Source organism: Pseudomonas sp. Cab53, assembly GCF_018325965.1.
In the GTDB taxonomy this organism is placed as follows: domain Bacteria; phylum Pseudomonadota; class Gammaproteobacteria; order Pseudomonadales; family Pseudomonadaceae; genus Aquipseudomonas; species Aquipseudomonas chlororaphis_E.
Window position 1 is genome coordinate 3,866,893 of the sequence record NZ_AP021902.1, and the last position, 25,523, is coordinate 3,892,415.

General features: G+C 58.1%; 19 protein-coding genes and 1 tRNA gene. 10 read left to right on the forward strand and 10 right to left on the reverse strand.

Going from position 1 to position 25,523, the window contains the following annotated elements; genetic code table 11:
• Positions 1 to 3: 3 nt before the first annotated feature.
• Positions 4 to 1,725 carry a MobH family relaxase gene (gene mobH / locus KI241_RS16805; RefSeq protein WP_212803884.1) on the forward strand — a complete coding sequence of 574 codons (1,722 nt, stop codon included), beginning with the start codon at positions 4 to 6 and terminating at the stop codon, positions 1,723 to 1,725.
• A 496-nt stretch (positions 1,726 to 2,221) separates the two neighbouring features.
• On the opposite strand, the gene KI241_RS16810 is transcribed toward mobH, so the two are convergent.
• Positions 2,222 to 2,842: a hypothetical protein gene (locus KI241_RS16810; RefSeq protein ID WP_212802764.1), complete on the reverse strand. Its 621-nt coding sequence runs from the start codon at positions 2,840 to 2,842 to the stop codon at positions 2,222 to 2,224.
• A gap of 211 nt (positions 2,843 to 3,053) precedes the next feature.
• Here KI241_RS16810 and KI241_RS16815 point away from each other — a divergent pair, with 211 nt between their 5' ends.
• The 3 genes from KI241_RS16815 to KI241_RS16825 all read left to right on the forward strand — a co-directional run bounded on the left by KI241_RS16815 (position 3,054) and on the right by KI241_RS16825 (position 6,372).
• Positions 3,054 to 3,680, forward strand: a complete 627-nt coding sequence (locus tag KI241_RS16815) for an SLATT domain-containing protein (protein WP_244868229.1) — start codon at positions 3,054 to 3,056, stop codon at positions 3,678 to 3,680.
• Positions 3,673 to 4,956: a nucleotidyltransferase gene (locus KI241_RS16820; RefSeq protein ID WP_048392776.1), complete on the forward strand. Its 1,284-nt coding sequence runs from the start codon at positions 3,673 to 3,675 to the stop codon at positions 4,954 to 4,956. Before KI241_RS16815 ends, KI241_RS16820 begins: the two co-directional genes overlap by 8 nt.
• A gap of 111 nt (positions 4,957 to 5,067) precedes the next feature.
• Positions 5,068 to 6,372, forward strand: a complete 1,305-nt coding sequence (locus tag KI241_RS16825) for an FRG domain-containing protein (RefSeq protein ID WP_212802765.1) — start codon at positions 5,068 to 5,070, stop codon at positions 6,370 to 6,372.
• Between the two features lie 145 nt (positions 6,373 to 6,517).
• On the opposite strand, the gene KI241_RS16830 is transcribed toward KI241_RS16825, so the two are convergent.
• From KI241_RS16830 to KI241_RS16865, 8 genes are all read right to left on the reverse strand, one after another.
• On the reverse strand, positions 6,518 to 8,983 hold the full coding sequence (locus KI241_RS16830; protein WP_212802766.1) for a DEAD/DEAH box helicase: 2,466 nt from the start codon (positions 8,981 to 8,983) through the stop codon (positions 6,518 to 6,520).
• 1 nt (position 8,984) lies between these two features.
• Positions 8,985 to 9,785: a hypothetical protein gene (locus tag KI241_RS16835; protein ID WP_048392770.1), complete on the reverse strand. Its 801-nt coding sequence runs from the start codon at positions 9,783 to 9,785 to the stop codon at positions 8,985 to 8,987.
• A gap of 1,339 nt (positions 9,786 to 11,124) precedes the next feature.
• Entirely contained in the window at positions 11,125 to 12,966 is a 1,842-nt protein-coding gene (locus KI241_RS16840) for an integrase arm-type DNA-binding domain-containing protein (protein ID WP_212802767.1), read from the reverse strand.
• 222 nt (positions 12,967 to 13,188) lie between these two features.
• Positions 13,189 to 13,264 (reverse strand) — tRNA-Gly (locus tag KI241_RS16845).
• 62 nt (positions 13,265 to 13,326) lie between these two features.
• Complete coding sequence (pgsA, locus tag KI241_RS16850) at positions 13,327 to 13,887, reverse strand: CDP-diacylglycerol--glycerol-3-phosphate 3-phosphatidyltransferase (RefSeq protein ID WP_042727903.1); 561 nt, start codon at positions 13,885 to 13,887, stop codon at positions 13,327 to 13,329.
• Between the two features lie 32 nt (positions 13,888 to 13,919).
• Complete coding sequence (gene uvrC, locus KI241_RS16855; protein ID WP_123579857.1) at positions 13,920 to 15,743, reverse strand: excinuclease ABC subunit UvrC; 1,824 nt, start codon at positions 15,741 to 15,743, stop codon at positions 13,920 to 13,922.
• A gap of 2 nt (positions 15,744 to 15,745) precedes the next feature.
• Positions 15,746 to 16,387 carry a UvrY/SirA/GacA family response regulator transcription factor gene (uvrY, locus tag KI241_RS16860; RefSeq protein ID WP_003200277.1) on the reverse strand — a complete coding sequence of 214 codons (642 nt, stop codon included), beginning with the start codon at positions 16,385 to 16,387 and terminating at the stop codon, positions 15,746 to 15,748.
• A 125-nt stretch (positions 16,388 to 16,512) separates the two neighbouring features.
• On the reverse strand, positions 16,513 to 16,947 hold the full coding sequence (locus KI241_RS16865; RefSeq protein ID WP_042731332.1) for a GNAT family N-acetyltransferase: 435 nt from the start codon (positions 16,945 to 16,947) through the stop codon (positions 16,513 to 16,515).
• 627 nt (positions 16,948 to 17,574) lie between these two features.
• Between KI241_RS16865 and KI241_RS16870 the strand changes: the two genes are divergently transcribed.
• Positions 17,575 to 18,645, forward strand: a complete 1,071-nt coding sequence (locus KI241_RS16870; protein ID WP_212802768.1) for a 3-deoxy-7-phosphoheptulonate synthase — start codon at positions 17,575 to 17,577, stop codon at positions 18,643 to 18,645.
• 107 nt (positions 18,646 to 18,752) lie between these two features.
• Here the strand turns inward: KI241_RS16870 and KI241_RS16875 are convergent, their stop codons facing one another.
• Positions 18,753 to 19,811 carry a hypothetical protein gene (locus tag KI241_RS16875; RefSeq protein ID WP_244868230.1) on the reverse strand — a complete coding sequence of 353 codons (1,059 nt, stop codon included), beginning with the start codon at positions 19,809 to 19,811 and terminating at the stop codon, positions 18,753 to 18,755.
• Positions 19,812 to 20,138: 327 nt separating this feature from the next.
• Here KI241_RS16875 and KI241_RS16880 point away from each other — a divergent pair, with 327 nt between their 5' ends.
• From KI241_RS16880 to KI241_RS16900, 5 genes are all read left to right on the forward strand, one after another.
• Positions 20,139 to 21,014 (forward strand): triacylglycerol lipase, encoded by an 876-nt coding sequence (locus KI241_RS16880; protein WP_042731334.1) that lies wholly within the window; start codon positions 20,139 to 20,141, stop codon positions 21,012 to 21,014.
• Between the two features lie 95 nt (positions 21,015 to 21,109).
• Positions 21,110 to 21,391 carry a peptidylprolyl isomerase gene (locus tag KI241_RS16885; protein ID WP_042731335.1) on the forward strand — a complete coding sequence of 94 codons (282 nt, stop codon included), beginning with the start codon at positions 21,110 to 21,112 and terminating at the stop codon, positions 21,389 to 21,391.
• A gap of 178 nt (positions 21,392 to 21,569) precedes the next feature.
• Positions 21,570 to 23,438: an extracellular solute-binding protein gene (locus tag KI241_RS16890; RefSeq protein WP_212802769.1), complete on the forward strand. Its 1,869-nt coding sequence runs from the start codon at positions 21,570 to 21,572 to the stop codon at positions 23,436 to 23,438.
• The gene (locus KI241_RS16895) at positions 23,438 to 24,496 is read left to right on the forward strand and encodes a microcin C ABC transporter permease YejB (RefSeq protein WP_042731337.1); all 1,059 of its coding nucleotides are present in this window, start codon (positions 23,438 to 23,440) and stop codon (positions 24,494 to 24,496) included. The genes KI241_RS16890 and KI241_RS16895 overlap by 1 nt, the downstream gene beginning before the upstream one ends.
• Positions 24,496 to 25,518: an ABC transporter permease gene (locus tag KI241_RS16900; RefSeq protein ID WP_042731338.1), complete on the forward strand. Its 1,023-nt coding sequence runs from the start codon at positions 24,496 to 24,498 to the stop codon at positions 25,516 to 25,518. Before KI241_RS16895 ends, KI241_RS16900 begins: the two co-directional genes overlap by 1 nt.
• Positions 25,519 to 25,523 lie beyond the last annotated feature (5 nt).

Consider the following 25,523-nt stretch of genomic DNA (forward strand, 5'->3'; position numbering starts at 1 on the left):
ATGATGTTCAGTCTGTTTCGGCACAAAAGGCAAAAGCCTCCTCCACCACCAATCGTAAACGTCGCCGATGGGTACCAGCCCATCGAATCGTCCCAGAGCTTGTTAGCAGCCGAGCATCGCCGCCAGTTGCTTGATCGCATTTGGCAGTACACCGCCCTCTCCCATCCGCAATTCAGCCAGCTCTATTTAAATCCGATCCATCGCTACGCCGAGCTGGTCCAGCAGCTTCCAGCCAGCGAGACGCACCACCATGCCTATCTTGGCGGCATGCTCGACCATGGGTTGGAGCTGGTCGCTTGTAGTTTGAAATTGCGTCAGTCGTATCTGCTTCCCACCGGCGCCGCACCCGAAGACCAAGCCGCCCAGACCGACGCGTGGTCCGCTGGCATCGCCTATGGCGCGTTGCTGCATGACATCGGCAAGATCGCCGTGGATCTGCTGGTCGAACGCCAGGATGGCCGTGTCTGGCATCCTTGGCAGGGATCCCTGGATCAGCCTTATCGTTTCCGCTACCCCAAGGGTCGCGATTACCACCTGCATGGCGCGGCCGCAGGCTTGCTCTACACCCAGATTCTCGACTGCTCAATCCTCGATTGGCTCAGTGGATTTCCATCGCTCTGGGCCAACCTCCTGTACGTCCTAGCGGGCCAGTATGAACGTGCCGGCGTGATCGGTGAGTTGGTGATGCAGGCAGACCGTGTTTCCACCGCACAGAACATCGGTGGTAACCCGAGCAAGGCACTGCAAGCACCGATTCATTCGCTGCAACATCACTTGATCAGCGGACTGCGTCATCTGGTTCAGCACGAGCTGAAACTCAACCAGCCAGGTGCCGCAGGATGGTTGACCCAAGACGCACTTTGGCTGGTCAGTAAGACAGTCACAGACAAGCTGCGAGCCTATTTGCTGTCGCAATCGATTGAGGGCATTCCCTCGTCCAACCTCGCGGTGTTTGACGAGCTGCAGTCACATGGATTGGTTGAGTCCACGCCGGAAGGCAAAGCCATCTGGACTGCGCTTGTGACACAGGGAACCTGGCAGCAGAGTTTCACCTTTCTGCGCCTTCAACCCGCACTGATTTGGGGAAACGAAGACCGGCCCAAAATTTTCAGCGGAACAGTGACCATGGTAGTCGATGACCACCCGACTGACGCTCCGGTATCACCACCAGTGCCCAAGGCAGGCGGAACAGGATCACATCAAAACCAATCGCTGGAAGATTCACTAGCGATGGATGCCGATTACCTCGGAACGTTGCTGAATATGTTCGAATTGGCAGAACCCGAGACTCCTGAATCACCACCCGAAAGAGCTCTTGAAATCCGAAGCTCCCCTTCGGACAACCCCGGTCGGGCATTCCTGAAATGGGTCAAGGAAGGCATCCAGAGCCACAAGCTGATCATCAACGACAGCAAGGCTAAAATCCACACGGTGAGCGGCAGCGTGCTATTGGTCACACCAGGTCTCTTCCAACGCTATGTGCAGGAGTTTCCTGGTATCTCACAGGATTTCGATCAAGAGATTGAAGAATGGCGTTGGGTGCAGAAGCAGTTCGAAAAACTGAAGGTCCACAGGAAACGAGACGATGGCTTGAACATCTGGATCTGTCATGTCGAAGGTCCTCGGAAGAAAGCAAATCTTAAAGGTTATTTGCTCGAGACCCCGGCGTTGTTGTTCAATATTGTGCCGGCCGATAATCCTTTTCTTAAAATCGTAAATGCTTAGATTTCCATAGAAATCTATTGGATCCTACGACATTCTGCACCGCGAGTATTAGGACTGCCGAACTCATGGCCGGCCACAATACTGTGACGCCGTTGCAGTTTGAGAGACCGCACACTACAGCCTACACCGACGCGGTGAAATTATGACAGCGTGCCCCGGTTTGACACAGGGTCGGCCAGGGGGGCTCCGTCTCTCTTCGCCCCCTTTCTATCTCATCCCTGAACCCGCAGATGATCACTAGTAAGGATGTTTGTCCACGCAGTCCTGAAGTCTCGCAACGCCTGGTTCGATGCTGGCTTCCCACGGAAAATCATTGGTGAGCTAGGCTCGTGCCAAGCTCACAGCCAAAAGCGCGCATTCGCACCGAAGGAATTGTCAAACACAAATGACTTTGTATTTGATGACGGTATGGCTACAGAAGAGCTCACCTTTAGCGATCCATTGAGTCTCCTGTTTTGCTCTCACCATCAACCGAGCTGGGTGGAAAAAACAAGTCTCAGATGGATAGGCGTTCTTCTGGCAGAGATTCATACCGAATCACACCTCGTGCCCATAGATCGCCTTTGCGAGCGGCCCTCCGGATGGATGAAGGCGAGATCACGAGCCACTTCCCAATTTTCGGCTTAACCAAAGGCCTCCCCATTCGGGCGTGACAGGCCGCAAGGAACGGCTCCATCTTTTCGATGATATGCGGTGCGAGCTGGGCTACCTCCGACGATGCATAGCTGGCTTCGGGTGCATAGGTCAGTCCTTTCGGAAAAGCGTACGCTGTATCCCAAAATACTGCCGGCATTTCGCACGCTAAGAAACCTGCACCCGCAGGTAGGTAGTACGTACCCAAGTCGATAATCGAGCCATCGAGTTCCACCCAATAATGAGAATGCTCGCCGGACTCAGATGCATACCCGTGAACGAAGCCCCTTCGCTGATCCTGCGAAACCACAAAGGCTGAAAATGTACCCCCCAGCACCTCAGGGCTATGTCCCAGCGACTGCAAGAGACTGTGCACACCAAAAGATGCATACAAACATCGTTTGTAGTAGTCATCGGGAAACTGGGCCTTCAGGCATCTATCTACTACACAGAGAACGCGCTCAACAACCGTAGCATCGACCAAAGCAAGCTCCTTCTCAGATTTGGTGCTCGAAGATAAATATAGTGGCCATTACATGACATAACATGACTAAAATCCACCCCGGCATCTGACGGATCGCCTTGCGCTGGAACGCCGAATTACCACGCCCAGCGCAACATGCGACGTCAGGGCCATCTATATACCTCTCTCAGCGGTAGCAGGCGACTGATGAGACTCTCTGCAGGTAAGCTATATGGATATGGATGAGCAGGTTGCGCTGAAGTTGATCGCCGAGAAGGCCTATGACGTCGGGTACTCCGCCAAACTTCACTTCTCCACCTACGACATTGTGGAGAAAGCTCCAGGCTGGATCGGCCTGATCTCCCTGGTGATTGGCGTGCTAGCGCTCTACATCGATTTCTTGGCGGCAAAACACATCTCGGCGCTCATTACGGTGATCGGCATCTGCAGCCTCTACATCACCTATTACGGCGATACCAAAGAGCAGTATTTCCAGGCTGGGAACAAGCTGACGCAGTTGCTGGATCAGCTGAAGATCATGTCTGCCCGGTGCAAATCCAATCACCAGTTCACCTCCGCCGATCAAGCCGAACTGGATCAAATCACCACCGATTTCCGCTCAGCCTGTCAGAGAAAGCACATCCTGTTCTCAGGCTGGCTTGCTCACAAGAAATTCTTCTGGGATCAACAGGTCGACTGGATCGCTGAGCACCGTGAGTTTTCGTTTTTCAGGGACAAGATCCCGTTTTCCGTTTACGCGCTAATTGTGGTGGTTCTGATCGCTTATGCCGGCGGGTCATGGCTTGCCGCGCATCCAGATCTTCTGCTCTCCCTAAAGGACGCTTGCACCCATGAGTAAAGAGCTTTTTGAGCAATTTCGAAGAAACCTGGCCGTCAAGAACGCCGACGAGATCTCCAAAAGCTACCGGCAGATCACCGAGAAACTGAACGGAAAATACTACGACAGTGCCTCAGACATCCTCCACTGCCGCCAGGTCGGCTCGTACGGTCGCCATACCGCCGTCCACGGCGTAAGCGATCTGGACATGGCGTTCGTGCTGCCATGGTCGGTCTACGATCGCTTCCAGCGTTACGAAAATAACAAACAGTCGGCGTTACTCGGAGAGATACGCCTAGCCCTGAAGGAGCGCTTTCCTAATCATGAGGTCAGGGCTCAGCAGCAGGTAGTGTCGATCAACTTCACGGATTACGTGGTCGAGGTGCTACCTGCGTTCGAGCATGAGGATGATAGCTACACTTATCCGGATGCGAATGACGGGGGCAACTGGGAAACCTGCAACCCGGTCGCTGAAATCGATGAGATTAACGCGCTGAACCAGGCCAAAAACCATAACCTCAAGCGCCTATGCAAAATGGTGCGGGCCTGGAAGAACGACCACGGCGTGCCGCTTAAAGGGATGATGATCGACACTCTCTGCTACCAGTTCCTCAAGAACACCGCAGACTACGACGCCAACTCCTATTCCGCCTACGGCGAAATGACTCGGGATTTCTTCGCATACCTGGTGGATATCGACGAGGACAAGGAGCAATGGCGTGCGCCTGGAAGCGGCTCGATCGTCACGAAGTCAGGTAACTTCCACCCCAAAGCCAAGAAGGCCCTGAGGCGTTTACAGGAGGCTCTGGACGATGCTGAGGTTGCCCATGAGCGGTGGAGCACTGTCTTTGGCGAACATTTCCCAGAGTATGTCGAGCAGGAAAAGAAGCAGGCGATAGCGGAAAATCGCGTCAAAAATGGCGAGCAGTTCATTGGCCGAAAATTCAGCCTCGACATCCAGTACACCCTTCGTATCGATTGCTCGGTCAAAAATGAGGGTGACCGACTTCGCAACCTCATGTCACGCGTTATGACCTACCGGATCCCGAAACAGCGTGAGCTGACATTTTGGGTAGCCGAGATCGATGTGCCGCCACCTTATAAAATCTACTGGAAGGTGAAGAATCTCGGCCCGGAGGCCATCGAGCGGAACATGATTCGCGGGGAAATCCGTATCGACAGCGGCCACCATCAAATCACCGAGCACTCAACCTTCCAAGGCGACCATTACGTGGAATGCTATGCGGTGAAAGACAACGTGTGCGTTGCCCGCAGCCGAATCATCGTGCCGATATGAGTACTGTCGAAGTGTTTCAGGAGACAGTCCGCACTTACGCAACTTTTTGCGACGAAACTACAAAGCACTGGTAAAAAACAATGCCATACGCTATCGGTGAGGGAGGCAGCTTTGAAGCAATATGCAGCGAATAGCGTCGACGAGTTAAACCAGCTCCTTGGGACCTTCGGTGAGGATATTTTGTTTCGTGGCCAGATCTCCCATTACGGTGAGGTGGGAGCCCCCTCCATAGGAACGTCCTTCGACAGGAAGGGGTGCATACCGAGCGAAATGCTCAAGTGGTGTCGCTACTCCCAAGGCGTGTTGGATGCCTACATCGCCCAGCACCGATCAGACTTTGCCTACCAGCAGGCCCTCCTTCAGCACTACGGGTGGCGTTCGTTTTACGTCGATTGCACTTCAAGTGCAGCCGTGGCTGCATGGTTCGCCAGCCACAAATACAGTGAAGCAACCACGCTGGAGCTGTGCGAGGACTGTGACGAGGTGGCGGTGATGGTCAGAAAGCGCATGGCCCGCTATGCACCTGTGATCGGCACTGGCCATCTGTATGTGCTCAGTAAGCAGGCCGCCAATCATGTAGGCCTAGTCAACTTGGCTACGTTGACGGTTGAGGGCTACAGGCCGCGCACCGTGGCTCAGTCAGCTTGGCTTCTTGGCCCTCTGCACAATCCGATTCCACAGAATTGCTATCTCGCACAAATCACTGTCCCGAGCGACGTTCTGCAGGCGTATGCCGCTGCCCGTGGCTTAACCGACACGAACACGCTCTTCCCCTCTCCCGCAGACGATCCGATCTTAAGATCACTGCTGGGCTTGCCGTGGGAGGAGATCAAGTTTGAAGCAAGCCTCAAAAATCTGCCTGCGTTCAAGCGAGCACTGGAGCTTCCGGAGTACCATCCAAGCTTAGTGAAAATCGCAGGTGCGAAAACGGCGTTCTATCGTGGTGCAAGGATTCTGGATACCCAGGATTCGATTGATGGTAACCCTCACAGTGGAATCTTCGTCGAAATCCCGGACATGGTGCTCTATGGCTCAGCCGACCCGAGCAAGCCCCTTCGCTTCCCTGAAATCGAGAAGCTAATCAACGAGAATGGCACGGTAGCATTCGAAGCAGACACGTTGATCAAGCATCCAACCCTAGATCACCTGACGCTCTACCAGAAGGGCGTCGGCGTCATACCTCGCGGGCCCGACCTATTTGAGGTTTGTGAACTCACCGTCAATCACCCAGGGCTCCGACTGAGCGGCGCCGGCTTCATCACGGGCTGGACATATCGGAGGCAGGCAAGCGGAGTGTGGACACGGGAAGCGCAGACCACAGATTGCTCATGCGGCAATCCCATCGTCCATGCACAGCACATCAGCGCACTGCACATCGCCGAAGAGTTCCTGAGAGATCCCAAAGGCTTCAATTGACGAAGCTCGTGCACTCAGCCGTGCCGATCACTAAGGAGCACTGACGGCTAGCCTCGACCAATGTCGGGATGAATCTCGACTCATCGCTGTACCCGACTCACTACGCTATCCTGATCAAACTCGCAGGCGCTTCCAAAATCTTCAATCAGATGGGTTTGAGGTTCATCTTGGCTTCAAAAATCAGCAGATCGCTTTCCTCGTTGGTGATCATCATGTTGACTAGGCGAGGGCTCACTTCGATCTCGCCGCCGAGCGTCGCACGCACAGTTTCGGGATACCGTTCGAGCATCAGATCCGCCAGGCCATGGCTGTAACCATCGCGGATGAGCTTGATCTTGGTGTCATCCGCAGTGCCGTATTTGATGAGTTTGTAGAACCCTGGATCCAGGGCGCCTACCCCATTCAGCACCTCGACGAACTTGAAGATCTTGTTGTCGAAGAAATCGTCCTCGTCCTTGAGACGGACGATTGCCAGGTTAATACGCTCGCCGTCATCCTTCTGGGAGATCCTTACCCAGTTCTCGTACTTGCTGTCGCGATATTTGGTATCCCCCCATTTACCCACGAACACGTGATCGCTATGGCTAGTCTCGACCAGCTTTTTCCAGTACGCGAGCGTCTGTCGGATCGTCTGCTTGACGCTGAGTTTCTTCAGCTTCCAATCCAGGATCATGGCGTAGAAATTCCGGGCAGGCTCTTGCTTGAGACGCACCAGGTCGCTGTACTCTCGGCTGTTGTCGAAGTGATCGACGAACGATTTGGAGATCGCAAGCATCAGCCGGTCAACGGTGTTGATGACGCCGTTCGCCTCGATGCCTCGCCTGATCTTCCGTTCAATAGCCTCCTCCTCTGAGAACACGTCAATTTCACTGACACTGTTCGCGATTAAGAGCTTGCCCACCTGAGTGGTAACGTACCGACACTCTCGATCTTTAACCACGCCAGGATGCAGATTCTCAAGACGAGCCACGGCGTCGTCGTAGAGAACCGACACCTTCCCATCGATAATCTTGGTGGCTTCAAGCAGAACGTTGCTGACAGTGTCCTTGACCACCTTTGAAACGTTGACGGATTTATCGTAGAAAGTCTCAAGCGCTGCATTGTCGCGGGTGTAGCCATTTACGCCCAACAGGTAGATGCTGGACTCCAGCTTTCTCAACGCAGCCTTAGCTCCAGGCGCGAAGACCTCACTGAACCGGTTGACGCGTCCGACCAGGTTCTTGAATTGAGATGGCGTCAGCTTTTGCTTCCCTTTGAAAAAATCAAAGACGAAGAGTCGTTCGATCGGCAGATTCACCCCTTCCAGAAGCGTGGAGTTGCAGACCAAAAACCTCATCTGCTTGGAGCTGCTGAACAGGTTCTCCAAGTAAAGACGGATGGTGTCAGGGATCGAACCATGGTGGTACATAACCCCTTTGCGCAGGCAGCCGATCAGTTTGTAGCGTCGGTCAAAAAGCTCTTCTAGCTCGGCACAGGCGGTCTGGATCAGCGGACAATCTACGAGCGGCAGCACGGCTGCCAGTTCAACCGCAAATGACTCAATGCTTTTTTTCCTGTTGCCGTAAACGATGTTTTTGGACAGTGCTTCGCCTTTGATGAGCTCGAAGCAGTTGGCATACCTCCGATCGAATTCCATCCAGTCATTCAGAAAATGGTCGTAGAGCTTGAGCTTCGTCTGGCCCCTCCCTGCCCTAAAATCCTTAATGTAGAAGCGCTCAGACTTGATGTACTCGTCGATCTTGAATCCGCTCGGGATCATGTCCAAGAAGCGCACACGGACATTGAGTTCATCGCATAGGAAGGGAGTCAGGAACTTGAATGATGTTTCCGGATTACGAGCCCCCAGGATGCACAGCATGGCAGCCAGTAACTCACTTCTGCGGTCGCTCTGCAGCAGGTTGTGGGCCTCGTCGACGAAGACCATATCGAAGCTCAGCCCGGCGTTCTCGTTCAAGAGCCTGTTGAGCCGCTCCTGGGTCAGGACAAATGCCCTGTTCTTCCGCTCAACCGAATACATCTCGGGGTGGGTCACCACCTTGCCCAGCCCCTCAATGTCCGCGTAGATCAACCGTTTTTTCGTCTGGGCCAGCAGAGCCTTAGAAGGCACGAGGATCAGGATCCGCTGCCCTGGATTTTCCCTCACCGATTGGATGATGAGCTCAGATTTACCGTAACTGGTCGGAGCAACCACGACTGACGACTTACGGTACTCCGACTGAACAAATGTCCGCAGGGCATCCTGTTGCTCAGTCAGCACGATGCCTTGATCACGGAAGGTATCGATGTAGCTGCCCACGATGTTTCGGATGAACGACTCGCTGCGGTGATCATCCTCGGAAAAGTAGCTGCTGATTACTGCTGAGACAGGGTGCAGACCACTGTTGAGTGCAACATCGTACAGCGCCTGGTACTGACCCGAAGCGTTACCGTAAAACAGGATAATGCGGTAGCCGAGACGCCGAATTTCGAGGGTCTTGTGGTTAAGGAGCAGCACGGCGATCGCCAAAAGTTTCACAATCTCTGTGTTACCCAGTTCGTCTCCCTTGAGGAGTTGGAAATACAGTTCCTTGAACTTGGTGTTGCCCAGTTTCCTGATAGTCAGTTCTTCCATGCTACTGCTCCGCCTCCTGCCTCAAAAACTCTTCCAGCTTTTCCATGGTGCCTTTGTGGAGGGACAGCACCCACACCGTTTTGAACACAGCTTCAGCTACCAGCTTGGTGGTGAAATTTGACACGGTATTTTCGGCGATAGCCTGGGACACTTCGCTGAACAGGGCAGAGACCAGAAACACATTGTTGTCCGAAGCACTCGCCCCGTCTTCTTCAGCCAAATCACCTTCCATCTCCAAGATCTCAATAACCGAGTCCCGGTAATTAGCTTTGTTGTGGATCGCATTTTTCGCGGCATTGATCGCGTTAAGCCAGTGATTGAGCTCCGGCTCAGCCAAACGCCTCTTGAGGTCATCCCGAGCCAAACGCAATTGCGCACTTGTGGCCGAGCAAGAAGTCTTGTCCGCCCCTCTGCCGCCCGACTTGACCTCGGTGATCCAGACGTTGTTGGTTGAGGTCTCGTATAGGAGGAGATCGAAGCCCTTCCGGATACTCTTCTCTTCCATATTGAAGAACGGGGAGACCACATCGAAGTTGGGGAAGAGCTTCAGAATGATGACGTGAGACAGGAGCTCACCCAGCATACCAATCCGGGTTTCCCAAGTTTTCTTGGAATAGCGCTCGTTCCAGAAGTGCTTAATCGTCGCAGAGTATTTGTAGATCGCCCTGTCCTTGCTGGCCTGATCAGCACCATGGCAGATACGGGTGAGGTTTTCCCTCAGCGCGAGCTTAAGCTCATCAGAAAAATTCTCGACACAACACAGCGCATACTGGTCTACCTGCTTGAAGCTCACGCCATCCATAACACTTCCTACAAACACTAAACCGCAGAATCCTCTTGCGGTTGCTGCGCGCGATCAATGATCCCGCCCTGAATAAGGGTAGGCACCAGCTGAGCAGCCGTGCGCGCGAGTGAGATCTAGTCAGGGATGACCGATAGCGGCACTGTGCCAGCTTTACCGCAAGTTAGCGTGATTGACGGGACCGGTAAACAAGATCGGAGACTATTTTTGGTGCAAATCGTCGGAGTTTGCGTAACAGCTGTATAAATATCCAATTGTTCGTAGGTCAATCAGCGTCGGACTGAAAGATACGCAGCACTGTAGACAGCCCCATCCAACGCCGCTGGTCATTCCCGACTGAGAGGTAGGCAGCGTGAGCCACTCCCCCGCACTTATGAACTACTGAAAGCCATCTGAATCCATCTGGCTCTGTCGGAAATCGCCACTCGCGAATCTGATGCACTGGGGCAAAATTGGGGGCACATTTGAATTTTTTCCGCCTGAAAATACCTTCCTAGAGCCAAGTCAAAATGTTTTTCGGATATAACGACCTTGACTGTATTTACAGGCTTGGGATTCATCAAGCTTTCCGACGGGCTCAGCATCAACCTCAATCACGTAAGGACGGCATCCATAGCTCTAGCAATTAGGTTAATGCGTGTGATCGCGGCCCGAGCTTCCATCACCAGGAAGTTGATAGCCCCCATCGAAAAGAACCTCCGCCGTGGGAAGCATGTGCTATCCGATGACTCTACCGGAGTCTGAGCGACTGTCCGGATCACCTCACCAGCAATAGAAAGCTCCGCGCTCCCTACAGCCGTAACCCGAAGCTTGCCTTGCGGAATGTCCAGATAGGCAACCCACTGATGAATGTCTTCGCATCTTCAGACTCTCGAACGCCATCTGAGACGGCATACCGAGATCCACGATATCCGTGGGAGTAAATGTGGGAGTAGTTTTCAGATATGAAAAAGCCGAACTGATTAGAGTTCGGCTAAGTCATTGAATTAAATGGTCGGGACGGAGTGATTCGAACACTCGCCCCCTAGCACCCCATACGAGGGGTAGATTAATTCCATGTTTATCCGCCGGCCGTATCTGCCGAACGCATAAAAAACCCGGCACGAAGCCGGGTGATTACCCGCCTCTCAAAAACACAGCCCCCAAATGAGAGGGATGGAGAGCTGATAAGAGAACGCGGGAACGGGATATTGCCAAATGGTGTCTTCCTGCGCAATAGAATCCTCTAGCCGACCAACTCCGAAACATCAGGCGACGTGTATAGTCCACGCATTCAGGAGTAGCGCTAGATGACCCCAAGGAAGCAGCCACATTCGTTATCACCGCACGAGACAGCACCTCAGCTTGAGCCTAGGGCACTGCAAACGATCCGCGCGGTTACATCGAAATTCTCCTTAGTAAGCACATCGATTGGCGCGCGACCTTTTAATCGCTCATGAGGTTTACAAAGGGCGCCATAAAGCCTCCACCCATCAACATCCGGAAACCGCGCTAACGCAGCAAGTACCAACTTGTGCCGCAGTGGATCAAGCTGCCAATCAGGAATGCGCTGACCGCGATTCCCAAGGCTCAGAGACAGCAGGTGCCGAGCCTTGATATCGCGGTTGATCTGATCTCGGGATTTGCCTGCCAGCTTGGCGAAGACAAGCAGCGGCAGACTACTCGAAGCTTCATAAGTGGCGAGCATCTCGGCGCGCTGACGTTGTATGTCTGATACCTGGGGTTCGCGCAGCTGTCCAGTCTGCGTTGGAACAGGTAGGACAGGTGGATGCTGAGCCGCATTAAGGACCGGTTCGTTGCTGATGGACATTGTGGAGACTGGGACGGTCGTCGCGGGGGAGCCGCTGTTGTACAGAACGGCGTTTGCGTTCGCGTTTTCCAACGAAGGTAACGAAGCTGCCCCCTCTAAACGAATAGTCAGCGGAGAACTTGCCGCTTTTAGCTGGCCCTGCCCCCATAGATCCAGACGGTTCGCCCAATCCTGCATCATGGTCCGGCGCTGCTCGACGTACTCCGCGTGGTTGTAAGCCGCACTCACCTTATCCGGATCAGCATGAGAAAGCTGAGCATCCACCCACACCTTCGGGTAGCCGATCTCGTTCAGCGCCGTCGAGATCGTCGCCCTCATCCCATGACCCGTGAGTTGATCGGCGTACCCCATCCGGCGTAACGCGCCGTTCAGCGTGTTTTCGCTGATGCGCTTGCTCAGGTCGCTTCGATGCGCAAACAAGTAGCGCTGTGCGGGGACAACCTGGTCCAGCAAGTGACGCACGATCTCCAGCGCCTGAACCGACAGCGGGACAATGTACGGCGGCACATTTTGAATCTGCTTACCTGGCTTCCGCATCGCTAGCTGGAGTTGTTTCACCACTTCCGCCGGTATGACCCACAAGCGCTTCTCCAGATCGAACTGGTCTGGTGCCGCCAACCGCAACTCGCCCGTGCGAACACCGGTCAGCAGCAACAACCGAAGGCCAAGCCGCGTTTGGCTGGCGCCACCGTAATTTCGAAGAGCAACCATCAATCCTGGGAGCTCGTCCATTCGGAGAAATGGATTGTGCGTAACAGGAGGTTTGGGAAGTGCGACCACATCAAGGTCTGAAGCCGGGTTGTGTTCCAGTCCCTCGATTTTCACCAGCGCATAGCGGAACAATTGGTTGAACCAGGTCCGGCATTTTTCGGCGGTCGTTAAGGCCTTGCGCTGTTCGATCCTGCTCAGTAAATCTAGCAGATCGTGACGATTGATATCGTAGATAGACCGCCCGCCCAGGCTGGGCAGGACGTCTTTATTGAAGATTCTCAATATCTGCGAGAGCGTGCTTTGACGCCCTTCCTTCAGGCTCAGCCTGCGGAACTCCACCCACTGATTGAACACAGCCTCGAAGGTGTGCTCCTTCGCAGCATGAACAGCAAGCCGCTGTTGTTTGCGATGCTCATAGGGATTGATGCCTTGGGCAACCAAGGTACGGGCTTCATCACGACGGGTACGGGCTTCTTTAAGCCCAATTTGGGGATAACTACCGAGGGACATGCGCTTCTGCTTACCCGCCCAGTAATAACGGAAGAGCCAGACTTTTCCGCCTCTGGCCGTCACATTGAGCGTGAGACCATCACTGTCACCGAGGGTGTAGTCATTACCGGTGATTCGGGCGTGCCGAACTGTCATTTCTGAGAGTGCCATCGCGAGCTCCTGAACAGAGTCAGGGCCAGATGCTCATCTCGCTACACAATCTGCTCCAGCATTAAACCGATTCAGTGCTCGTCAGAATCCTGGACTCAATTCTGGACTTAAACGCACCGGATAGTGCTGGATTTCAGTGGTTCCCACTGGAACGAAAAAAGGGCCTAAAGACCCTTATTTCAATCACTTACAGAATTCAGTGGAACTCTGCAGCGCAATATTTGGAGCGGGAAACGAGACTCGAACTCGCGACCCCGACCTTGGCAAGGTCGTGCTCTACCAACTGAGCTATTCCCGCGTCTTGGTGTGGCGCATTCTATAGATTCAGATTACGCCGTCAACCCTTTGATTCAAAAAAGTTTATTTGGGGTCTACGTCGGTCCGCAGATGCGGCCACGCGGCGCGCAGGTATTGGACCATCGACCACAGTGTGAGCCCCGCCGAAACCAGCAACAGCGCGTAGCCCAACAGCACCCAGAAACTGAAGTCCGACGGGTTGGCCAGCAGGATCACCAGCGCCAGCATCTGCGCGGCGGTTTTCCATTTGCCCAGGTTCGACACGGCCACTTGGGCGCGGGCGCCCAGTTCGGCCATCCATTCGCGCAGTGCCGAGACGACGATTTCGCGACCGATGATCACCGCCGCCGGCAAGGTCAGCCAGAGGTTGCCGTGTTCCTGCACCAACAGCACCAGGGCCACGGCGACCATCAGCTTGTCGGCCACCGGATCGAGGAAAGCACCGAAAGGCGTGCTCTGCTCCAGGCGTCGCGCCAGGTAGCCGTCAAGCCAGTCCGTTGCGGCGGCGAAGGCGAAGACCGAGGCCGAGGCCGCGTAGCTCCAGTGATACGGCAGATAGAACAGCAATATGAAGATCGGGATCAGCAGGACACGGAGAACGGTAATCAGATTTGGGATATTCATCGGCACAACTGGCTGCGAGGTTGACGGGCATTCTACTCGCTGTGCAGGTTTGCATAAATCGACTCAGCGAGCTTTTTACTGATACCGGGTGCTTTGGCTATCTCTTCGATGCTTGCACGAGACAGCTCCTGCAATCCACCAAAATGTTTCAACAGGTCGCGACGCCGTGTCGGGCCGACCCCCGCCACGCCTTCCAGCGTCGAGGTACGGCGGGTCTTGCCACGGCGGGCGCGGTGACCGGTAATGGCGAAACGGTGGGCTTCGTCACGGATCTGCTGGATCAGGTGCAGGGCCGGTGAATCGCCTTTCAAGGTGAATTCATGGGCCGCATCGTTCAGGTACAAGGTCTCGAAACCGGCCTTGCGCGTCGCGCCCTTGGCAACACCCAGCAGGATCAGGTCGGGAACCATCAATTCATTGAGCACGTCGCGGGCCATGGATAACTGGCCCTTGCCACCGTCCACCAACAGGATGTCCGGCAGCTTGCCCTCCCCGTCCTTCAACTTGCCGAAGCGCCGCATCAATGCCTGATGCATCGCCGCATAGTCATCGCCCGGCGTTACGCCTTCGATGTTGTAGCGACGGTAATCGGATTTGATCGGGCCTTCCGGGCCGAACACCACGCAGGACGCCACGGTCGCTTCGCCGCTGGAATGGCTGATGTCATAGCACTCCAGCCGCTGCGGCGGCTCTTCCAGGTTGAGGACCTCGGCCAGGGCATCGAAGCGCGCGGCAACGTGCTGGCGGTTAGCCAGGCGCGCGCCCAGGGCCTGTTCGGCGTTGGTCACGGCCAGTTGCTGCCAGCGCGCGCGCGTGCCGCGAACGCGGTGGCTGATAGTCAGTTCCCGACCGCGCAGGGTCTGGATGGCTTCGGTCAAGGCCGCGAAGTCTTCATGGACCACGTTGACGATCAATTCGGCAGGCAAGTCGCGTTCCGGGCTGCTGACGTAGTACTGCCCCAGAAAAGCGGCCATGACCTCAGCCACGTCTTCCTCGATACCCACCTGGGGGAAGAAATTCTTGCTGCCGAGCACCCGGCCACCGCGCACACTGATCAAGTGAACGCACGCGCCACCCGGGTTGGTGAACGCGGCGATCACGTCGACGTCGCCACTGCCGCCTTCCATGCTTTGCTGGTCCTGTACCCGGCGCAGCAGTCCGATCTGGTCGCGCAGCTCAGCGGCCCGTTCGAATTCGAGGTTGATCGCCGCCTCTTCCATCGCCGCCGAAAGCTCATCGGTCAACGCGTTGCTGCGCCCCTCCAGGAACATCACCGAGTGACGCACGTCGTCGGCGTAGACCTGGGGCTCGACCAGCCCGACGCAGGGCGCCTTGCAGCGCTTGATCTGGTACTGCAGGCACGGTCGGGTGCGGTTCTTGTAGTAGCTGTCTTCACACTGGCGAACGAAAAACGTCTTCTGCAAAAGGCTCAGGCTTTCACGAATCGCCCCGGCGCTGGGGTAAGGCCCGAAGTAGCGGCCTTTGGCCTTCTTCGCCCCACGATGAATGCTCAGGCGCGGAAACGCCCCGTCGGACAGGAACACGTACGGGTAGGATTTATCGTCGCGCAGCAGGATGTTATACGGCGGCCGCCATTCCTTGATCAGCGTCTGTTCAAGCAGCAGCGCTTCGGTTTCATTGGCGGTGATGGTGGTTTCGACTTGCGCGATACGCCCCACCAAGGCGGCGGTCTTCGGCGCCAGGCCGGTTTTGCGAAAGTAACTCGCCAGGCGTTTCTTGAGGTTCTTGGCCTTGCCGACGTAGAGCAGGCGCGCCTCGCTGTCGAACATGCGATACACGCCTGGGCGGCCGCTGCAGGTGGACAGGAAAGCACTTGGATCAAACAGTTCGGTCATTGTCAGGCGCTGGCATCGACCATGCCGTGGCGCACCGCAAGCAGCGTCAACTCGACATCACTGCTGATCGAAAGCTTCTCGAAGATCCGGTAACGGTAGGTGTTGACGGTCTTGGGCGACAGGCACAGCTTGTCGGAGATGATCTGCACCTTCTGGCAACCGACAATCATCAGAGCTATCTGGATTTCCCGCTCGGACAGCGCATCGAAGGGCGAATCGTTGGTCGGCTGGAATGACTTGATCGCCAACTGCTGGGCGATCTGCGGGCTGATGTAGCGTTGCCCGGCAAAAACCAGACGAATGGCCTGGACCATCTCGTTCAACCCGGCGCCCTTGGTGAGGTACCCCGCCGCGCCCGCCTGCAACAAACGGGTGGGGAACGGGTCTTCCTCGCAGACGGTCACCGCGACCACCTTGATGTCCGGGTGGCTGCGCAACAGCTTGCGCGTGGCCTCAAGACCGCCGATGCCGGGCATCTTGACGTCCATCAGCACCACGTCGGGCTTGAGTTCACGCGCCTTGATCAGGGACTCTTCCCCGGATTCAGCCTGGCCAACCACCTGCAGACCGTCGATATCAGCCAGCATTCGTGTAATGCCCGTACGGACGAGATCATGGTCATCGACCACTAACACCCTAATCAAGCAGACACCTCACGATTTGGTCTTATTTGGGTTGATCCACACCTTAGCAAAAAGCATCCGGCAGACCTAGCGCAAAGGGGCATATAAAAATTACAACAAGTCTTATAGACAGACGAGCCGAAGCGTCAAGCGCCGACTTCTCGCTCCATCCTCAGGAAACACTCATCCTCGCCGACGACCCGCAGCCCCATGCGTTCGTACAACGCCCTGGCCGGATTGTCCTTGAACACCGTCAGGCGCAGCGCCGGACGTCGCTCCTGGCCCACCAGGTCCCAGGCCTGCTTGATCGCCCAGGCCCCGGCGCCCTGGCCGCGAAAGGCCTCGCCAATCTGTAACTCACGAATATACAAGGCCCGCGCATCCCGGCTGAGGCTGACAAACCCCACGTCCTGGCCGTCGCGCTGGATGATCCAGTTCTGGCGGATAATCCAGGCCAGGTCGAAGGCGTCGTCCTGCCAGAGCAGATCATGTTTCAGGTAATAGCCAAGCATGTTGATGCAGGTCAGCCGCCGGGCAAAGCCGATGTCCCCGGCCGTCGCCGCGCGCCATTGGAAACTCATGAGCACCTCGTCAAAACCCTGCCACCGGCAAGCCCGTCAAACCCGAAGTTTGTCATAAACCCCACCGGACTCAAGCCAGGAGGGACGATTGCATCGCGCCCATAGCATTTTCTGATTGAACCGGCGCACCGCCCTCTAGTAAGCTCGGGACCATTGAAACGGAGACCGACCATGTTCAACGCCCCTTCACCCCTTCAGGCCACCCGCGCATCGCGCTCGGTTGCGGCTGCATGGGCGAATGGCGTCCAGGCTCCGGCCTGCTTTTATTTTGGGTATTGGTTTAGCCACTGGCGCGCCTGATACCCCACCGGCGCCCACTTCAAACGGGTCGCCTTCCAGAGTTTTCCAAACCCCCGGTCGGCCTCCCGACCGGGGGTTTTGTTTTTTCAGCTCCACACACTCGCATCACCAGACACCTTGAGGATTGAGCCATGAACTACGCCACTTATTACCGTTACGACTTTTGCGCCTGGCGATTTACCAACCTCCGCTCGGGACAGCCTGCCGCCTCCGATCGGTCACCTACCGGTGGCATGCAAACACTCAAGGCCAGTACGGCCAACTGTCGAACACCCCAGTAGGGCCGGCGCGGGAAAAGAACCCGCTGCCCGCCCAGGAAGCCAGATCATGAATTTGTCCGTTTCCGCTTTGCCGCTGTCCACGCTCAACCCTGCCAATGAAGCCCTGACCCTGCGTCTGCCCAGCTCGTTGCAGCTCAAGCACCAGTTGCCGCTCACCCATGCGCTGAGCCAACAAGTCGACGCCCACCGCCGCGCCGTCCGCGCCATCCTCGACGGCCATGACCGCCGCTTGCTGGTCATCGTCGGCCCCTGTTCCCTCCACGACCCGAAATCAGCCGTCGAATACGCCGCCAACCTGGCACGCGTGACCCATGAGGTAAGCGACAGCATGCTGCTGGTGATGCGCGCCTACGTGGAAAAGCCCCGCACTACCGTGGGTTGGAAAGGCCTGGCCTACGATCCCGGCCTGGATGGCAGCGACGACATGGCCGCCGGCCTGACCCTTTCCCGGGAGCTGATGCGTGAAATGCTGCAACTTGGCCTGCCGGTCGCCACCGAACTGTTGCAGCCCATGGCCGCCAGCTACTTCGACGACCTGCTCAGTTGGGTCGCCATCGGCGCACGCACCACCGAGTCGCAGATCCACCGTGAGATGGCCAGCGGCCTGGGCATGCCGGTCGGCTTCAAGAACGGCACGGACGGCGGCGTTGGGATCGCCTGCGATGCCATGCGCTCCGCAGCCCATGCCCATCGGCATTTCGGCGTCGACAGCCAGGGCCATCCGGCAATCATCCAGACTCAGGGCAACCCCGACACCCACCTGGTGCTGCGCGGCGGCCATCGCGGCCCCAACTACGACCGCGACAGCGTCGCGCAGATACACGGCGACCTGACCCGGTTGAAGATTCCCGCCCGGATCATGGTCGATTGCAGCCATGCCAACAGCGGCAAGGACCCGTTGCGCCAACCGCAGGTGTTCAACGATGTGCTGGAACAACGGCTGCAAGGAAACCGCGCGCTCATCGGCATGATGCTGGAGAGCCATCTGTTCGAAGGTTGCCAACCGCTAGGCCCGGCGATGCGCTACGGCGTCTCGGTCACCGATGGCTGCCTGGGCTGGGACGCCACCGAGCGACTGCTGCGCGAGGCTCATCGCCAACTGCAATCAGCCGTCTGAAATCCCGCGAACGCTTTCTACAGCAGTGGCGAGGGAGCAAGCTCCCTCGCCACGACAAGCATCTTCGACCCCCCCCAAGATTCCTCGGCCGGGTCAATCCTCGGCGCCTATGCCGGGGCACCAACCTGGACCGTCAGCTCCCCTGAACGCTGGCTGACGTCATCCAGCCGTTCGATCTGATAGAACACCTGCACCGATCGCCCCCGCTGGTCCTGCCAGAACGCCGCAGGAACAACGAAGGTCACCGGTTGGCCTGCCGTGGCTTCGGTGATTTCCCGCTCTTCGACATGCGCGTTATGCCCATTGCATTGCAGCCACACCAGCTCACCCGCTTCGAGCCCGGCACCATAGATAGCGACGGTGACGCCATCCGGGTAATCGTCGATGTCCAACCACCCATCCTGCAACGCCTGGATCCGCGGCAACGCCAGCGCCGGGCGCACCAACGGACCGATGTGCAGTGACAACACCTCGGCGCGACGCACCGAATGGCCGCGCCTGACCACATAGGCCAACGCCAGGTCATGACCGACATGGGCCGCGAATTGCGAAGGGTCCAGCCAGAACGAGACTTCTCGGCCAACGGCGTGGGCCTCGATCTCCAGCACGTCCCGCCAGAGTGGCTGTTCATCCCGGCTGGCGATCAGGATCAACCGGTCGCCGACGGCCATTCGGGAATAGGGCCGAATGCTCACGCGGGTGCCTTCCGGCACGCGGCCGGGGTCCAGGGCGCCGCCCACGGCATCGCTGGCGACGGCCGCCAATAGCTGCGGTGAGGCGTCGCCGATCTCCAGTTGCAGCGGCTCCGAGACCCAGGCGGTCGGCAACTGCCGCCCCGTCACTTGGTAGAAGATTTCCAGCGAACCGCCGTCCAGTTCGGCAATGTGCGGCTCGCGCACGACGAACACGAGGCCGCGGCCAACATGCCGTTCGGTCACGAACCCTCGCACTTCATGTCGATAGGGCTCGGCGTCGCCATTGAGGCCGTGCCAGCACAGCAACACCTCGTCCCCGCACGCCATCAGTGGATAGGCCTTCAGGGTGATGACAACCTTGCGCCAGGCCGGGTTGATCACCCCGCCCTTGACCGCGGCCACGCAAGGCGCCGGAAGTTTCGCGGACGAGCCCGGCAGGGCTCGCTGGGGAGATCGGTAGGTGGTGGTCATGCAGTTGCTCCAGTCCTTGGAAAGCGGCAGCGTTGCCGGATAACGCAGCCCGATACCGCCATTAGAACCCGATCGGCGCCAACCCTCAGTCAGACAAAAACGACGGCTCACGTCGTCTCCTACGCCCAAGGCTGTAGCTGCAAACACCGCAGCCTATCGGAAGCATCCGGACACCTTCGGCTCCACTGACTCCGGGCTCGACTCTTCCTGCTTTTTTTAATCCGCTTTCCTTAACTTACTGCGGGTTCTTCCTACACCACCCAACAAACGCCTGGATTAGAGTGAGGACGCAAATTCAACGTGAACCTCTTCGAAAAAGGTACGAACATGCAACGGAATGCAACCACCCAATTTCCCATCCTGCTGGTCCATGGGTTGTTCGGGTTTGACAGGATCGGCGGCTTCGAACTTTTCCACGGCATCAAGCAGGCGTTGCGGATTGCCGGCGCCCGGGTGTTCATCCCCTGCTTGTCGGCCACCCATTCCAACGAGGCACGCGGCGAACAATTGCTGGCCCAGATGGACCGGATCCTCAACGGGACCGGCGCGGCCAAGGTCAACCTGATCGGCCACTGCCAAGGCGCGCTCGCCGCACGCTATGCCGCTGCGCTGCAACCGGAACGGGTGGCGTCGGTGACCTCGGTCAGCGGCCCTAACCAAGGCTCCGAACTGGCCGACTTCCTGCGCAAGGCGCTCACGCCGGGGCGACTGCCGGGGCACGTGGCGAGCCACATTGCCACGCTGTTTGCCGACTTCCTTTCGTTGCTGGGCGGCCAGGCGCAACTGCCTTCGGCGGCCATTGCCAGCCTGGGCGCGTTGACCACCGAGGGCGTCGGCGCTTTCAACGACAAATACCCTCAGGGCCTGCCCAGCCATTGGGGCGAGAACGGCCCGGAAAAGGTCAATGGCGTGCGCTACTACTCATGGAGCGGCACACTGCCCGCCGGCCAGCACGAAGAACGCGACGCGACGTCGCCCCTGCATGCCTTCTGCCGGGCCTTTTCCGAGTATTTCATCACCGAGGCCGGGCAGAACGACGGCATGGTCGGGCGCTTCAGCTCGCACCTGGGCAAGGTCATCCGCTCCGACTATCCCATGGATCACCTGGACGTCATCCACCAGGCGGGCAGGCCACGCGGCGGCGCCGACCCGATCGCGCTCTACCTGCGGCACGCCGAACGCCTGCGCAAAGCCGGCCTTTGATCGTCAGGTCCAAGGTTTTGACGCAATTTTGACAACAACCACTCGACGAATCCGGTAGGCTCAACACCTTTGAAAACAGCGAAGGAGATTTTCCCATGGCCAAAGCCACTGCCCGCCACATCCTGGTTTCCAGCGAAGAGAAGTGCAACGAACTGAAAGCCCAGATCGAAGGTGGCGCTGATTTCGCCGAAGTCGCCAAGGCCAACTCCTCGTGCCCGTCCAGCCGCCAGGGCGGCGACCTGGGCTCGTTCGGTCCGGGCCAGATGGTCAAGGAATTCGACACCGTGGTATTCAGTGCCCCGCTCAATGTGGTCCAGGGTCCGGTCAAGACCCAGTTCGGCTACCACCTGCTGGAAGTCACCAGCCGCCAGGACTGATGAAGACTGTGGCGAGGGGGCATGCTTGCATTTGAGAGGCTGACAGCGCAGCCCAGCGCGAGCATGCCCCCTCGCCACGATCGCCCAATGGCTACAACTCCCTCGCCACAGGGCTGGCGATCAGCGCGTCGCTCGCGTACAAATCGTGCTTATCGATCACCCGGCTTTAAGGCTGACAATGCGACTGGCGTTTCCTTCATTGCTGTTGACCGCCGTGGCCGTGCTGACAGGCGCCGTCGGTGTGGCTGCCGCACCGCAACACGCGCTGACCGTCTATGGCGAACCGGCCAAATATTCCGAAGGCTTCGGCCACTTTGCCTACGCCAACCCCCAGGCGCCCAAGGGCGGCACCTTGCGCCGCTCGGCCGTCGAGATCGGCCAGTTCGACCACGTCCTGCCCTACATCGACAAAGGCATCGGCGTCAGCCAGATCGACGGCTTGCTGTATTCGCCGCTGGCCCAGCGTTCGCTGGATGAACCCTACACCGTCTATGGCCTGGTGGCCGAGAAAATGGAGCGTTCGGACGACGGCCTGTTCCTGCGGTTCTACCTGAACCCCAAGGCCCGCTTCGCCGATGGCAAGCCGATCACCGCCCAGGACGTGCGCTACAGTTTCGAGCTGCTGATGAGCCAGGGCAGCCTGCGCTATCGCGCCCAGTTCGCCGCCGTCAAAGACGTGGTCATCGAAGACGAGCGCACCGTGCGCTTCGACTTCAAGAACAATGAAAGCCGCACCCTGCCCCTGGATATCGCCACCTTGCCGGTCTTGCCCGAACATTGGTGGAAGAGCCGCGACTTCGCCAGCGGAGGCGGCTACGAAGCACCGCTGGGCAGTGGCCCGTATCGCGTGGGCAAGGTCGATTCCGGCCGCAGCATCACGTTCGAACGCAACGCCGACTGGTGGGGCAAGGACCTGCCGGTCAGCCGCGGACTGTACAATTTCGACCATTTCAGCATCGAGTATTTCGGCGACACCGATGTCGCCCGGCAAGTGCTGCGCGGCGGCGCTTACGACTACAACCGGGAATTTTCCGCCACCGGTTTTTCCATCGGCTATGACAGCCCGGCCCTGCGCGACGGTCGCCTGCAAAAGGCCCACCTTGCCACCGAGGCACCGCAGACGGCCCAGGGGTTTGTCTTCAACCTGCAACGCCCGCAGTTCCAGGACCGCCGGGTTCGCCAGGCCCTGGCGATGCTCTGGGATTTCGAATGGAGCAACCGCCAGATGATGCGCAACGTCTATGTGCGTCAGCAAAGTTTCTTCTCCAACACCGACCTGGCCGCCCGGCAACTGCCTGATGCCGCCGAACGGGCGATCCTCGAACCCTTGCGCGGGCAAGTTCCCGACGAAGTCTTCGACCAGGTGTTCGAGGCACCGAAAACCGATGGCAGCGGCGTGATCCGCGACAAACAGCTGCAAGCCCTGGCCCTGCTGGAACAGGCCGGCTGGAAGCCCGAAGGTGATCGCCTGGTGAATGCCGAGGGCGAACCGCTGAGCTTCACGTTCCTGAACACCCAGAACGGCATGGACCGCCTGCTGCTGCCGTACAAGCGCAACCTGGCGCAGATCGGCATCGACATGAGCATCCGCCGCATCGACCCATCCCAGTACGTCAATCGCCTGATGAGCCGCGACTACGACATGATCGTCACCGGCTACCCGGTCAGTACGTCGCCGGGCATTGAACTCTACAACTACTTTGGTTCGGCGGCGGCCAACGATCCGGGCGCCAACAATTACATGGTCTTGAAGAACCCGGCGGTGGACAGCCTGATCGACGGACTGGTCAAGGCCACCACCCAGGGCGACATGCTGCGCCATGCCCACGCCCTCGACCGGGTGCTGCAGTGGAACTACTACTGGATCCCCAACTACTACCCGCCGGGCAGCTCGACCGTGTGGTGGAACCGCTTCGGCATTCCGAAGGTGCAGGCCAGCAATGACGAAGCCATCGAAAGCTGGTGGGAGATCAGCACCACGCCGCTGACCAACGAGCAGATGACCGCCGAGCGCATCAAGCGTGGCGCACCTGGAGGACGGCATTGATGTGGGCTTACATCGCACGTCGGCTGCTGCTGATCATTCCGACCCTGGTGATCATCCTGCTGGTGAACTTCGTCATCATCCAGGCCGCGCCCGGCGGGCCGGTGGAGCAAGCCATCGCCCACCTGCAAGGCATCGGCGGCGCCAGCGTCGGCAGCTCGGGCAACGCCATGACCGGCAGCTCCCGCGCCAGCCGGGGCCTGGACCCGCAACTGATCAAGGACATCGAGAAACAGTACGGCTTCGACAAGCCGGCCCATGAACGCCTGTGGCTGATGCTCAGCAGTTATGCCCGACTGGATTTCGGCAAGAGTTTTTTCCGCGGCGCCACGGTCACCGACCTGATCCTGGAGAAAATGCCGGTGACCATTTCCCTTGGGCTCTGGGCAACGCTGATCACCTACCTGGTGTCGATCCCCCTGGGCATTCGCAAGGCGGTCCGCCACGGCTCTGCCTTCGATGTGTGGAGCAGCACGGCGATCATCATTGGCTATGCCATGCCGGCGTTCCTGTTCGCGATGTTCCTGATCGTGATGTTCGCCGGCGGCACATCGCTGAACTGGTTTCCGGTGCGCGGGCTGGTGTCGGATAACTTCGAGTCGCTGTCGACACTGGGCAAGGTCGCCGACTACTTCTGGCACCTGGTGCTGCCGGTGAGCTCGCTGGTGATCGGCGGCTTCGCCACGCTGACGATCCTGACCAAGAACTCGTTCCTCAATGAAATCACCCGCCAGTACGTGGTCACCGCCCGTGCCAAGGGCATGAGCGAACGCCGGGTGCTGTACGGGCATGTGTTCCGCAATGCCATGCTCCTGGTGGTCTCGGGGATTCCCCAGGCGTTCATCAGCGTGTTCTTTGCCGGGTCGTTGCTGATCGAGGTGATCTTTTCCCTCGATGGCCTGGGACGCATGAGCTACGAAGCGGCGGTGTCCCGGGATTATCCGGTGGTGTTCGGCTCGCTGTTCATCTTCACGCTGTTCGGCCTGCTGATCAAACTGATCGGCGACCTCTGCTACACCCTGGTGGACCCGCGCATCGACTTCGCCGCGAGGAACGCCTGATGTTCAGACTTTCGCCCTTGGGCCGCCGGCGCTTCGAGCGCTTCAAGAAAAACCGTCGGGGCTGGTGGTCGCTGTGGCTGTTCATTGGCCTGTTCACCCTCACCCTGGGCGGCGAGCTGATCGCCAACGACAAGCCGCTGGTGGTGAGCTACCAGGGTTCGCTGTACTTCCCGGTGTTCAAGCGCTACACCGAGCAGGCGTTCGGCGGGCAACTGCCGTTCCAGGCCGACTACCGCAGCAGCTACGTGCAGAACCTGATCCACAAGGACGGCGGCTGGCTACTGTTCCCGCCGATCCCGTTCAGCGACGACACCCCCAACTACGACCTCACCCAACCGGCGCCGAGCCCACCCACCTCGGTGAACTGGCTGGGCACCGATGATCAGTCCCGGGACGTGTTGGCCCGGGTGATCTTCGGCGCCCGGGTGTCGATCCTGTTCGCCCTGGCATTGACCGCCATCAGCGCGCTGATCGGCATCGCCGCCGGTGCGCTGCAGGGCTACTACGGCGGCTGGGTCGACCTGCTGGGGCAACGCCTATTGGAAGTCTGGTCCGGGCTGCCGGTGCTTTACCTGTTGATCATCCTGTCCGGTTTCGTCGAGCCGAATTTCTGGTGGTTGCTGGGGATCATGGCGCTGTTTTCCTGGCTGGCCCTGGTGGACGTGGTGCGGGCCGAGTTCCTGCGCGGGCGCAATCTCGAATACGTGAAAGCCGCCCGGGCCCTGGGCCTGTCCGATCGAAAGGTGATCGTGCGGCACATCCTGCCCAACGCGATGAATGCCACCCTGAGCTACCTGCCCTTCATTCTCACCGGCGCGATTTCCACCCTCACCGCCCTGGATTTCCTCGGCTTCGGCATGCCAGCCGGCAGCGCTTCGCTGGGCGAGCTGATTGGCCAGGGCAAGCAAAACCTGCAAGCACCGTGGCTGGGGCTGACGGCGTTCTTCACCCTGGCGCTGATCCTTTCGCTGCTGGTGTTCATTGGGGAGGCCCTGCGCGATGCGTTCGATCCACGATCCTGATCCGG